Source organism: Herpetosiphon geysericola (assembly GCF_001306135.1).
In the GTDB taxonomy this organism is placed as follows: domain Bacteria; phylum Chloroflexota; class Chloroflexia; order Chloroflexales; family Herpetosiphonaceae; genus Herpetosiphon; species Herpetosiphon geysericola.
The window spans coordinates 63,948-77,323 of the sequence record NZ_LGKP01000013.1 but is presented as its reverse complement, the minus strand read 5'-3'; the positions used below and the strand labels follow the sequence as shown (position 1 = coordinate 77,323).

Here is a 13,376-nt window from a genome sequence, read left to right as displayed (position 1 = left end):
ATCAGCTAATCGCGTTAGCGGCCATAATCGTGGCTCAGCTGTTGGCGTTGGGCAAAATAGCGTTGCTCTGCTGCATCAAATGAAAGCGATTGCTTCCGCACTGAAGTAAAACCACCGACCATCATTAACCCAAAAAGACAACAAAGTACAATATTAATCAATGGTTTGCCCTCTGCTGCAAGCATAATTCCAAACCCAATGATTCCCAATCCAAGCCCCAATACAATCCAAGGGCCCAACGAGGTCGGCGATTGATAATAGCCCGCCTTATGATTATAGTTCAGATAGCTAAAGCGTTCTTGAACCCAACTTAATTCCAATTGGGCTAGTTCATTGAGATAGCGCTGATCGGCCTCAGGCGCATGTGCAATGAAACGCTGAATTTGATCACGATAGGCCTGATCGCGCTTTGCGGACTCATAATGCTCTGCTTGCAGTTCATGAAAGCGACTTTCAGCTTCCGAGCGGCTCTTTTTGGGCCATGAATAGCTTAATCGTTGGGCTGCGATTGGCAATGCAACTGCTTGCGCAGGATAGCCAAATTTTTCGATTAAATCAGTACGTTTTTGCAAATAGCGCTTCTCGCCAAGCTTAAATCTGATCAGATTGCGTAGCGAAAACAAACTTATTAGGCTAGTTCCAATAAATAAAACAGATCCAATATACATTGTTATTGATGAGGCTTCGACTGCCTTATTCCACAAGGCTAAACCGGTGATAAAGATCAATCCAGCCATAAGAATGACCACAATCGGGTTGCCACGTGGTTTTGAATAGAAAACATTCTCAATTCCGAGGTACTTGACTTGTTCTTTGCGCCATGCTTGGTCCAGTTGGGTAACTGGATCTGCATTGGGATCGGGTTCTAAAGATTTTTCAATTTCGAGTTGGGTTTTGTAGGCTTCTGCAAGGATTGCCTGAAGATTAGTTAATTTTGCCATTTTTTTGCTCCTTAACGTTCAAATACATTTTATTTTTTAGCTATTTAACTACGAAAGACCTTCCTGTTAGAGTATACGCGACGCTAACAGGAAGGTTACGACAGAGATATTAATTGATGTCCATTTAATCGCGGAGCTTAATCACGAAAACGGCTATGGAGTTGCTTGCGGCGTTCAGTAAATTCTGCTTCTAGTTTTCGATAGCCTTGGGTCTGTTGCTCGCCATAGATCGTGATAAAACCAATCAAACTAAGCATGCCAAGCCAGATCAGCAACCCACCCCAATGCCCACGAGGCGCATATTGGATAATTCCAAAGAGGCCAAAGAGGCTATAGATCAACACCATTGCCCCAATATTCAACGGTTTTCTAGCCTGATAACGCTTGCGGCCAATTCGAAGCCGAGTAAACTTAAGCCGTTGCTGAACCCATTCGGCTTCGATTTCTGCCAGTGCCCTGAGATAGCGCTGTTGTTGTTCTGGCGCCCGCGCAATGATAGCGTTGACCGACTGTTGATAGTGGGCTAGATCGTCCAAGCCGCGATAATAATCTTGTAACTGGCGAATTTGAGCGGCTGGCGACATGCGATAGGATTGATCGCTAAACAATTTTTCAACTACTGGTGCTGGCGGCGTTGCTTCTGGTTTAAGGCGTAAGCGCTCAATCAATTCGGCCCGTTGGGCTAAATAGGCCTTCTTGGCTTGGGCAAAGCGCAACTGCTGGCGCACCCCCCAGCCTGAAATCGCCACAAACAGCAATAATACGAGACCAAAACAAAACATACCAGGATTAACCGTTGTTACGCTGATAAAAAACACGCCTAGCATAAAAACGGTCATAACTACGAACACCCCAATGACAATTTTTAGATTGCGCTCTTGACTGATTGGCCTGCCAGAACCATCGCGCGATACCTGCATCCCTGTATATTTGACGCTCTCTTGAATCCATTGTTGATCAAGTTGAGTAAGGGGATCGGCGTTGGGATCTGGTTCTAAGGCTTGCATGTTAACGGCGAAATTGCGTTGCGCCCGATCAATAAATTCACTCATTGATGGTCGCCGTCCGCTGTTACTATCCCATTCCTCGTCCATACACAACCCCTTTATGTTTGATCGTCAATCGAATTGCTTGGCAAGCTCTACGCAATAGCAACCAAGAAGGTTACGTGCTCAAAGCCCCTCGCCTATTGCATAAACGAGGGGCTTGAGGAATGGGGAGCAAGCGCAGCAGTGCCTAGGACTGCATCCATTCGCTGGGCACGCGCACGGCCAACACCGTGCCAGTTGCACACAGCTGATCGTCTGCGCTTAACGTGCAAGTTACCAAGGTTTTACGTTCGCTTTGCACAGCGAAGCGGGCGCGTAAGGCAACGCTTGGGCCAAGCGGGGTTGGTTTATGATAGGCAATTTCGAGTTTGCCAGTGACATACCAAATTGGCGAAGGGCTGCTGAGTGCAACCCCTGCCTGTTGAGCAGCCAAGGCCATGGCACTGATAATTGAATGGCAATCGATCAAGGCACCGATAATCCCGCCATTGAGCACATGGGTTGGCGAGGCGCAATGCCAAGCTTGTGGTTGCCAATGGCAAATAGCGTCAGCCCCATCCCAATAGCTTTTGATCTGCAAACCATGCGGATTATCCTTGCCACAGCCCCAACAATGATTGCCCTGCAATTGATCTTGGAAGGCTGGTTGCGTCGTTGAAACCATCAGTGCTGCTCCTTGAAAATTATTCGCTATACCCATCAGGATGGTGTTGATGCCACGCCCAAGCACTTTCGATAATGCTCTCGATGGTGGTATAGCGTGGTTCCCAGCCCAACTCACGGCGAATCGTTTCTGATGAGGCAACCAAGGTTGCTGGGTCGCCAGCGCGGCGCGGGGCAACAACGGCGGGAATTTCGTGCCCAGTGACGTTGCGCACCGCTTGGATCACTTCTTTGACGCTGAAGCCACCGCCGTTGCCCAAATTGTAGCGGCGGCTAGCACCACCATTGAGCAAGGCTTGCAGGGTCAGAATATGCGCCGAAGCCAAATCACTTACATGCACATAGTCGCGTACACACGAGCCATCGGGCGTTGGATAATCGTCGCCGAAGATTGCGATTGATTCGCGTTGGCCCAAAGCAACTTGCAAAATCAAAGGAATGAGGTGAGTTTCTGGGTCGTGGTGCTCGCCAATTGTGGGCGTACAGCCACAGGCGTTGAAGTAGCGCAAGGCGCCATAGCGAATGCCATGGACGCGTTCATACCAATAGAGCGCCCGTTCCATCCAAGCTTTCATCTCACCATACGGCGAGCCAGGCACGATGCGCTCGTTTTCGTCGATTGGCATTTTGGCAGGGTCATCGAATAAATTGGCGGTCGAAGAAAGAATAAACGCTTTTACGCCATGCTCCGCGGCCACCGTCAACAAGTTAATCCCAGCCACAACGCTATCGCGCAGATAATATTCAGGGTGCTGCATCGACTCGCCGACCAAGGTATGCGAAGCAAAGTTTAAGATGCCATCGAAAGGGCCATAGGTTTCAAAGGCAGCCCGAATTTCGGCAATATTATTAAGATCGCCAAAAACAAAGGTCGCAGCAGCAGGAACCGCTTGGCGATGGCCTTGGCGCAAATTATCAAAGATCACAACATCGTAGCCAGCATCAAGCAATGCGGCACTGGTTACGCTGCCAATATAGCCAGCGCCACCCGAGACCAAAATACGCATACAAACTCCTTTTTACACGGCAAGAGCGTCGTGTAGCATCGAATTCGCTGGCTATTGTAGCCGAATCAGCTTAATTGTGGGTGAGAAGTTGTATGAAGGATGAAGGATGAGGGATGAAGATAAACAATACTCTTTGGGCTAGCCGAGTGCTCGTTCATGGGGTATACTAGGCCTAACAGCCAAACCATATGAATCAAATAAACTCTTGCCTTCAGCATTGCCTCCATTCCATACAGAGTTTTTGAAGGAGCGATCAATGCCTGTAGCAAGAAAAATCATCGCTGGTGGTCTGCTCGTTGCTAGCCTCGTCGGCCTTGGCCAACTGCAAGCGCCCGCTGTTCACGCCCAAACTCCCACGCCAACTCCAACCGACCCCGGCTACACCACGACCAACATTGGAACCCTTGGCGGCCACGATGGCTTTGCCTCCGATATTAATGATTTTGGGCGGGTTAGTGGCTACGCTGAGAACGAATCATCAGATTATCATGCTTTTATGTGGCGGCGCGGCACCAAGACCGAAATTTGGCCAGTTAATACGAGTGAAAACGATCGAAGCTATGGGTATGGCATTAATGATACTGGCTATGTCGTTGGAAAAAGTGGTACCTCCTCACAGTATCAAGCCTTTTTTTGGAATGGCGACGACATGCTTGGGCTTGGTACGCTTGGTGGAACGAATAGCAGCGCCAGCGATATTAGTAATGGCGAACGGATCATCGGCACGAGTGATACGGCGAATGGTGAAAGCCATGCCTTTATGTGGTATCGCGGCACCATGACTGATCTGGGCACACTCGGCGGCCCAAGCAGTGCTGCCAACGAAATAAACGATCACAAGGTGATCGTTGGCACTAGCAGCAACGCCAATGGCCAAAGTCGCGCCGTGATCTGGAAAAATGGCCACATTATCGACCTCAATGTGGCAGCACCTAATAGTTATGGCTATGGGATTAATAATCATGAGCAAATCGTTGGCACAATGGTTTTGACCGATGGAATTCCACGGGCCTTTTTGTGGGAAGATGGCGTAACAACCGACTTAAGCATCAGCCCTAACACCTATACCTATGCGAACGATATTAACGATGCAGGGATTATCGTGGGTTCTACGTATTCTTCAGAAGCTAGGAAGGCCACCGTTTGGCACAATGGCACAGTTCTGTATCTGTGGCCAGGTGAAGATGCTTGGGCTGATTACGACACAGGGGCAGTTGCGATTAATGAATCAAATCAAATTGTTGGCTATCAGGAGTATGACGATGGTTGGGTTTTCCTTACCGATGCAATGCTCTGGAAATTGACTGAATAACGCTTCGCTTGAGGCTGCCTGACAACGCTCCTGCTTCAAGGCCCACTACAGGAGCGTTGTTTCGGGGTATAATGCAGCATATGAGCCTGAAAGCCATGGGTTGTGCTTGATGAAAACCGACCTGAGCCTGCAATGGACACCAACCAACATTCAAACCTTGCTGCAAAACCCGCAGCGTCTGCTTCAACATGCACAGTGGCAAAGCGCAATTCAGCATTTTGGTGGTTTAAATGGCTTTTATCAATATCTGCGAAGTTTACGCTTAAATGAACGCCAATTAAATCTCTTAACGGTCATTACAGCCTATCCAAGAGCAAGTGTTAGCGAATACTGCGAGCACTTGCATATTCACGCCGCAACCTTCCATCGCCATCAGCGTGATCTGTGGCAAACCCTCAGCACTCAATTAACCAGTGAAGCGCCGCTTAAACAGGCCCAGCCAACCCCAGCAATGCAGCTACGGCCCCAGAAACGGAGCCAACTTCCGCATCCATTAACCCACTTAATTGGGCGGGCGCAAGAAATTGCCTTTATCCATAATTTACTCCAGCACACAGTACGACTCATTACCCTAACGGGAATCGGTGGTATTGGCAAAACCCGCTTGGCAATCGAATTGGCTCATGAGTTAGAGGCCGAACGCACCCAAAAAATATTTTTTTGCTCATTTGTCGATATTCTTAACCCTGAAGCAGCATTGCCTTTTTTAGCTCGTCAACTGGGGCTGAATGATAATCCACAAAGCGATGACCTAATCGAATTATTGGCTGAATATTTTTCTGAACAGCCAAGTATCCTTATCTTAGATAACCTTGAGCACATTTTAGGCATTGCACCGTTACTTAGTCGATTGTTGCGCCAAACATCGAGCTTGAAAATGATTGTAACCAGTCGCGTGCGCTTAAATCTCTATGGCGAACATGTGTTGCCAATTCAAAGCCTCAGCGTTGCCGACCCGCAAATTCAATTAGCATTGAGCGATATTGATAATTTTGATAGTTTAAGGCTTTTTATCAGTCGCGCACAGGCAATTAATCCCTTCTTTCAAATTGATCAGCATACACTTGCCCAAATTCAAGCTATTTGCCACAAACTTGATGGTATTCCGTTGGCGCTCGAATTTGCTGCTGGTCATTGTAATCAGTTAACCACAACTGAAATTATTAATGGATTAAACAAACGCTTTGAATTATTAACCAATAGCACCAATGATGCTGAAGCGCGCCATCAAACCTTGTATGCGACCTTAGATTGGAGTTATCAACTGCTGGAGCCAGAAACTCAAGCTTTTTTCAATCAGCTAGGTATTTTTCAAGCGCCATGGGATTCTGAGCTATGCTATGCCTTATTTCCCCAATTTACTCAAGCGTATGTTGATCAACAGCTGGCTACCTTGCTTGAACATCAATTACTCAAACGATTCACACTTAACAACGCGTCTGCCTATATGATGTTGGAAACAATTCGCGATTATGCACAGCAAAAACTCGACAGCGTACAGAATTTGGTAATAATTCAACAATCAATTATTAACTATCTGCATGATTATCTCCAAGTAAATCCTTATGCTGATTCGAATAAAGAAGATTGGATTGAGCAAATTCAGTTTTATTATCCGCATATTGTCCAAATATTAGACTGGTTAGATCAATCAGGTTACGACCACCGCTTAGCAGAAATAGTGTATGCAATTATCCCTTATTGGCTGAAAAAGAATTATTTCAAAGCAGGTTTAGATTGGTGCAAAAAGATCATTGATGCTAATAATGACCAATATGATCTTATTTATGCAAAAATACTTTATTATTTTACCATATTTCATGGGTACTATTGGAATTCTGTTATGGATGATTTTTATATTTTAGATAAATATCTAGAAACATCGATCAAAATAACAAAAAATTACCTAAACGAGGAATTATTTATTGCAGAATCATATAATCGTCTAGGAATTATTCATTCATTGCATAATAATGATATTGCATTTAACAATTGGCGGCGAAGTATAGAAGTTTTCAAAAAATACTCAAGGCATATTGATGTAGGCAGAGTCTATAACAATATGGCTAATGTTTTTCGTTTGGATGGTCGGCCAGAGAAATCGTTACTGATTTATCAAAAAGCAATTGATGCCTTTCGTTTAGCCAATGATTATAAAAAGCTTTCAATCGCTTTAGGGAACTATGCAGCTTCGTTACAAGCAGTTAATCGAATTGATGAGGCAATTGAAGCATTAAATGAGGCTTTAGCACATACAAAAGCTAATAACGATCTGCAAGCAATGACCCTCAATTTAATGTATTTATTTGATGTTTTTTGGGTCACTAAGCAGAAATCAGCCGCAGCAGCCGTTCTTGAGGAGGCTAAAGCCAATGTTAGAATTTTGCGGAATAGATATTTTGATCACTGGATCGATCAATCTGAACAACGATTAGCAGAACTGAACCAACAAGGCTCCTAGCAATTAACTGGCCTCAAAAGCTACAACTGGCCCTTGCACGCTCACCGCAACCCGTAAATTTGGCGCAAGATCAAGCCGCGGCCCCGTTTGCACAGCCAGTTGCAAAGCGCCAATTTGGACATCAAGCAGTTGGTAGTGGCCATAAAAACGTTGGCCAAGAATCAGGCCATTGCCGATTGGGTCGGGCACAAGCTGAAGCGCTTCAGGCCGAATCATCAGGGTCACAGGGCCATGCATGGGCTTGGTGAGCAACAATTGGCCCAATCCACATTCGACGCTATTGTCGCGGGCGATCCCCGCCAAAAAGTTGGCTTCGCCTACAAATTGGGCAACTGCCTGGCTGGTTGGACGCAAATACAGTTCATGCGGGCTAGCGCTTTGCATAACCTTGCCCCCAAGCATCACCGTGACTTGATCGGCCAAACTCAGGGCTTCTGCTTGATCGTGGGTCACAAACAGAGCCGTGGCTCCAACGTGGCGTAAAATCTGCTTGGTCGCACTCCGCACTTGGTCGCGCAGGCCTGCATCGAGATTGGAAAATGGCTCGTCAAGTAGCAAGAGTTGTGGATTGGGAGCAAGCGCGCGGGCTAATGCTACCCGTTGTTGCTGACCACCAGAAAGCTCATGTGGCATGCGTTTGGCCAAGCCTGCCAAGCCAACCAATTCGAGCAATTCGTCGATGCGCTGCTGGCGGGCCTGCCGACCCAAGCCGTAGCCAACATTTTGGCCAACCGTCAAATGCGGAAACAAGGCATATTCTTGAAAAACCATGCCAATCTGGCGTTGTTCAGCTGGCACATGGGTTTTGGCGCTGGCAATTTCGCGGTCGCCAAGCCAAATCTGGCCTTGATCGATGGTTTCGAAGCCAGCAATTAAACGCAACAAGGTGGTTTTGCCGCAACCTGAAGGGCCAAGCAACGCACCTAAACTACCGCCAGGCAATTGAAAATCAATCTGATCCAACACCTTGGTTGTATTGAACGTTTTGCTCACGTCACGGCAATTAATCGCAAAATTGGTTGGTTCATGCATGGTTGTAATCTCACGTCTTGCGTTCGTTCGCTAGCAGCAGGGCCAAGGAGCCACAGGCGGCCAACATCAATAATAAAGCAGGCAGCGCGGTTTGCGAAAAGCGCAGTTCGGTGGTGTTATTCCAAATATCAGTTGCCAAGGTATGAAAGCCAGTCGGGCCTAAAAGCAGAGTCGCTGGCAATTCTTTCAAGGTCGAAAGAAATACCAAGGCGGCGCCGCTAATAATGCCCGGGCGCAGCAGCGGCAAGGTAATGCTCAACACCACCCGCCATGGAGTCTGACCCAACGAACGGCCAGCTTCCTCCAAACGCGGGTTAATTTGCAACAAACTGGTGCGCAAACTGCCAATCGCTTGGGGCAAAAAGCGCACAGCATAGGCCAAAATCAATAATCCCAAGGTTTGGTAGGCCCATGGCAGATAATTAGCACCCCAGAAAACCAATGCCAAGGCGACGACGATTCCAGGCAACGCATAGCCAACATAAGTTGCGCGTTCGATCAAGCTAGTTAAGCGGCTCGGATAGCGCACCGCCAAAAAGACCACCGGAAACGCGAGCATAATCGTTACGAGGGCCGCCAAACTAGCAGCAAGCAGCGAATTACCGAAATCAGCTAGTTGTAAATTCCAGGCTTGGCCAGAGCGAATGCCGATAATCAGCCAAGCCCCAATTGCTACAACTGGCAAAACCACCGCAAATAGCACCACAACCGCGCAAAAAATTAAGGCTGGCCAACGCCAACGCCCAAGCTCAATAACGTTCGCTTGGCGACTAACCCCAGCAGACGAGCGATAATAGCGCGCTCGACCTCGACTGAGTGCTTCAGCAGCCAATAAACCACAGGCTAAGCCAACCAGCAACAACGACAATACCGCCGCGCCAGTTCGATCAAACGAGGACCGATATTGTAGATAAATCGCACGGGTAAACGAGCTATAGCGCAATAACGAAACTGCACCAAAATCGCTCAAGGCATACAACACGACCAACAAACTGCCAGCAGCAAGAGCTGGGCGCAACTGAGGCAAGGTAATCCGCCAGAAAATCTGGCCAGAACGTTGGCCAAGCGAGCGCGCCGCTTCTTCCAGTGCTGGGTCGAGCTTGCGCAACGCAACCCGCACATTCAACACAATATAGGGATAGCCAAACAGCATTAATGCTCCGGCTGCGCCCCAAAATCCATAAATTTCGGGTAAGCGTTCAATGCCCAACGGTTCGAGCCATTGTTGCACCAAGCCGCGTGGCCCAAGCACAGCAATAATCGCCCAAGCCCCAATATACGAAGGAATTGCCATTGGCAGCATAATTAAGCTGAGCCAAATTCGGGCGCCAGGTAAATTGGTGCGGGTGGTCAGCCAAGCCAAGGGCAAGCCGATCAGCAGCGAGCCAGCAGTCACCGTAATCGCCAGCAACGCCGAGCCAGTAAAGACCCGCAAAGTGCTGGGGCGTTGTAATTGTGCCCATGCCGCCGTGCCCGCCTCGCTGGTGCGCAAAAGCAAGTAGCCAAGCGGCAACACCATGATTAACGCAATCAGGCCAGCACTGATCGTCAAAATCAGTGCTGGCCAGCGGCGTGGCCGAGTTAATTGAAGCCGTTTAAACACCATAGTACCAACAAGCTTCCCAACCACACACCGAACGGCTGGGCATTATTGAATCGCACCAACATCTTGCAACAATTCCAAGGTGCCTTGGAGATCTTTCAAGTTGCTAAGATCAATATCGGGGGTGGTGATTTCACTCAATGGCTTGATCGCTGGGTTAATTGGAATCCCAGCAGCCAAGGGATATTCATTAGTTTGTTCAGCAAAATAGAGCTGAGCAGGAATATCCAAGAGGAAGCGGGCAAAGGCTTGGGCTGCTTCTGGGTTTTTGGCGGTTTGCAAAATGCCCACGCCTGCAACATTGACCAACGAGCCAATATCGCCATTGCTGAAGTAGTGGTTGGCAGCCTTGGCATCTGGTTGGTCTTTTTTCAAGGCAAACAGATAGTAGTGATTGACCAAGCCAGCATCAACTTCGCCATTGGCAACAGCTTTGACGATGGCTGAGTTTGATTCGTACACTTTGATTTCGTTGGCAATCAAGCCTTCAAGCCATTGTTTAGCCACATCTTCGCCTTGGCTAACCCGCAACGCAGTGACGAATGCTTGCAATGAACCGTTGGTTGGAGCCCACGCCAAGCGCCCTTTCCATTCTGGTTTGGTCAAATCGAGAATCGAAGCTGGCAAGTCAGTGCTGGTCAAGACATCGGTGTTATACACCAAAACCCGAGCGCGGCCCGAAGCGCCAACCCATTTGCCTTCGCTTGAAGCAAAGCGTGGGTCAACCAAGCTTAGCAAGCTGCTATCGAGTTGCACAAAGCGATCGCTCAATGCACCCAATGCCCCAGCATCTTGGCCAAAGAACACATCTGCTGGGCTGTTATCGCCTTCTTCAAGAATTTGGGCGGCCATTTCGGCGGTGTCGCCGTAGCGCACTTCAACCGCAATGCCGGTTTCTTTGGTAAACAGCGCCAACAAGGGAGCAACTAAGCTTTCTGAACGCCCTGAATAGACCACTAAGCTGCCGCCTGCTGGCTCAGTCGTGGTCGTAGTTGGAACGGTTGGCGAAACCTCAGCAACGGCGGTTACTTCGACGGTAGCGCTAGCCTCGGCTGCGCTAGCGGTGGTTGAGGTTGCTGCAGCGGTGGTTGGTGCTGCTGGTGCAGTTGTTGGGGTAGTTGCCCCACCACAGGCTGCAATAACCATGCTCAGACAGAGCAACAGCATCAAAGAACGCACAAGTTTCACGAGCTACTCCTTAAGCCTATTTGCTCGACAATTGAGCAATTTTTGGCAAGTATTAATCACATGCTAAAAACTATTTTATCTGAAAAAACAGTTTTTATCAGCCGGAAGTATAGCCTGAGCAATCAGCCATGTCAAATAATTAAATCTAGATCCATTTTTCATTCTAGCGCTATAATAATTAATCAATTAAATGCAGTGTATTCTTTATCAGTTAATTTGATTTAGGGTATGGGATAAACGTTCATATGTGCTGAATTATGCTTTATCCTCAATCAGCACATATCAGCCTGATTTTGGCCTAGAAGGTTGGAGCAGCAACAGCGCGTTTAAGTGGTTGCAGGCAGCTAAAATCGCGTATAATCAACCCATACCTAATGCAGCAGAATGGAGCACCCATGCACTATGATGCCGATGTGGTCATTGTTGGAGCAGGTTTGGCCGGACTAGTTGCCGCCGCCGAGTTGGCCGATGCAGGCAAAAAGGTCATCTTGGTCGACCAAGAATCGGAGCAGAATCTTGGTGGTCAAGCATTTTGGTCGTTTGGTGGTTTATTTTTAGTCGATTCCCCAGAACAACGGCGCCTCAAAATCAAAGATTCCTATGAACTCGCCTTGCAAGATTGGCTCGGAACTGCCGCGTTTGATCGGCCTGAAGATTATTGGCCGCGCAAATGGGCCGAAGCCTATTTGGCCTTTGCTGCGGGCGAGAAACGTCAATGGCTCTACGATCAGGGCATGCGCTTTTTCCCAGTGGTTGGCTGGGCTGAGCGGGGCGGCTATGGCGCAATTGGCCATGGCAATTCTGTGCCACGCTTTCACATTACTTGGGGCACTGGTCCTGGCGTGGTTGCGCCATTTGAGCGCCGCGTGCGGGCAGCAGCCCAAAAAGGGCTGATTACGCTCAAATTTCGTCATCGCGTTAATCAATTGTTGCTGAATGGCGGAGCAGTTGCTGGCATCGAGGGCGATATTTTGGAGCCAAGCAGCCTAGCGCGCGGCGTGCCAAGCTCGCGCAAGGTGGTTGGTAGCTTTACATTGCAGGCCCAAGCGGTGATTGTGACCTCTGGTGGCATCGGCGCAAACCACGATTTAGTGCGCAAAAATTGGCCCGAACGGCTTGGCCAAGCGCCAAAAACCATGGTTGCAGGGGTTCCCGATTATGTTGATGGCCGGATGTTGGCAATTACTGAGGCTGCTGGCGGCACAATTATCAACCCCGACCGCATGTGGCACTACACCGAAGGCTTGCAAAATTGGAAGCCAATTTGGACCAACCACGGCATTCGGATTTTACCCGGGCCATCGTCGTTGTGGTTCGATGCGCTTGGCAATCGCTTGCCAGTGCCGCTGTTTCCTGGCTTCGATAGCCTTGGCACGCTCAAACATCTCATGCACACTGGCTACGATTATAGTTGGTTTATTCTCACCCAGAAAATTATCGAAAAAGAATTTGCGCTCTCTGGCTCGGAGCAAAATCCCGATTTGACTAACAAAAGTGTGCGCCAAGTGTTGGGGCGGGTTCTGCCTGGAGCAACCCCGCCAGTTGAGGCCTTCAAGCGCCATGGAGCCGATTTTGTTGTGCGCGATAATTTGGCCGATTTGATCAAAGGCATGAATGTGCTCACCCCAGAGCCATTGCTTGACCCAGCAGCGATTGAGCGCGAAATTCAGGCCCGCGACCGCGAAATGAGCAATCCATTTACCAAAGATATGCAAATTACGGCCTTGCGTGGAGCATGCAACTATCTTGGTGATAAATTAATTCGGGTCGCGAAACCGCATCGAATTCTTGATCGCAGCGCAGGGCCATTGATTGCAGTTCGCTTGAATATTCTCACCCGCAAAAGCTTAGGCGGGCTGCAAACCGATCTTTCGGCGCGGGTGATTGGCCAAGATGGTCAGCCGATTAGTGGGTTGTATGCTGCTGGCGAGGTGGCTGGCTTTGGCGGCGGCGGCATGCACGGCTATCGTTCACTCGAAGGCACTTTCCTTGGTGGCTGTATTTTTTCTGGTCGCACCGCAGGCCGCGCAGCAGCAGAAGCCTTGGCCTAGCAATGGGCGCTTAAATACGATGTATTCCCCGAACTCGTCAAACCAGAGGGCTAGTTTGACGAGTTCGGG

The 13,376-nt window shown here is 48.7% G+C and carries 10 protein-coding genes; 3 read left to right on the top strand and 7 right to left on the bottom strand.

Annotated elements, in window-relative coordinates; all coding sequences use genetic code 11:
* Positions 1–14 precede the first annotated feature (14 nt).
* From SE18_RS07980 to galE, 4 genes are all read right to left on the bottom strand, one after another.
* Positions 15–941 (bottom strand): hypothetical protein, encoded by a 927-nt coding sequence (locus tag SE18_RS07980; protein ID WP_054533910.1) that lies wholly within the window; start codon positions 939–941, stop codon positions 15–17.
* Positions 942–1,078: 137 nt separating this feature from the next.
* The gene (locus SE18_RS07975; protein WP_152976579.1) at positions 1,079–2,035 is read right to left on the bottom strand and encodes a hypothetical protein; all 957 of its coding nucleotides are present in this window, start codon (positions 2,033–2,035) and stop codon (positions 1,079–1,081) included.
* Between the two features lie 142 nt (positions 2,036–2,177).
* Positions 2,178–2,654, bottom strand: coding sequence for a PaaI family thioesterase (locus tag SE18_RS07970; protein WP_054533908.1), 477 nt, complete (start codon positions 2,652–2,654; stop codon positions 2,178–2,180).
* 19 nt (positions 2,655–2,673) lie between these two features.
* Positions 2,674–3,660, bottom strand: coding sequence for a UDP-glucose 4-epimerase GalE (gene galE, locus SE18_RS07965; RefSeq protein ID WP_054533907.1), 987 nt, complete (start codon positions 3,658–3,660; stop codon positions 2,674–2,676).
* Positions 3,661–3,916: 256 nt separating this feature from the next.
* On the opposite strand from galE, the gene SE18_RS07960 reads away from it, so the two are divergent.
* Positions 3,917–4,972, top strand: a complete 1,056-nt coding sequence (locus SE18_RS07960; protein ID WP_054533906.1) for an HAF repeat-containing protein — start codon at positions 3,917–3,919, stop codon at positions 4,970–4,972.
* Between the two features lie 109 nt (positions 4,973–5,081).
* Positions 5,082–7,433: a tetratricopeptide repeat protein gene (locus SE18_RS07955; protein ID WP_054533905.1), complete on the top strand. Its 2,352-nt coding sequence runs from the start codon at positions 5,082–5,084 to the stop codon at positions 7,431–7,433.
* Positions 7,434–7,436: 3 nt separating this feature from the next.
* On the opposite strand, the gene SE18_RS07950 is transcribed toward SE18_RS07955, so the two are convergent.
* Genes SE18_RS07950 through SE18_RS07940 form a run of 3 tightly spaced genes read right to left on the bottom strand, consistent with a single transcriptional unit; the run spans position 7,437 to position 11,256 of the window.
* The gene (locus SE18_RS07950) at positions 7,437–8,465 is read right to left on the bottom strand and encodes an ABC transporter ATP-binding protein (RefSeq protein ID WP_054533904.1); all 1,029 of its coding nucleotides are present in this window, start codon (positions 8,463–8,465) and stop codon (positions 7,437–7,439) included.
* Positions 8,466–8,475: 10 nt separating this feature from the next.
* Entirely contained in the window at positions 8,476–10,071 is a 1,596-nt protein-coding gene (locus tag SE18_RS07945; protein ID WP_054533903.1) for an ABC transporter permease, read from the bottom strand.
* Between the two features lie 42 nt (positions 10,072–10,113).
* Positions 10,114–11,256 (bottom strand): iron ABC transporter substrate-binding protein, encoded by a 1,143-nt coding sequence (locus SE18_RS07940; protein WP_054533902.1) that lies wholly within the window; start codon positions 11,254–11,256, stop codon positions 10,114–10,116.
* 395 nt (positions 11,257–11,651) lie between these two features.
* Between SE18_RS07940 and SE18_RS07935 the strand changes: the two genes are divergently transcribed.
* The gene (locus SE18_RS07935) at positions 11,652–13,307 is read left to right on the top strand and encodes an FAD-binding dehydrogenase (protein ID WP_054533901.1); all 1,656 of its coding nucleotides are present in this window, start codon (positions 11,652–11,654) and stop codon (positions 13,305–13,307) included.
* The last annotated feature ends 69 nt before the right edge of the window (positions 13,308–13,376 follow it).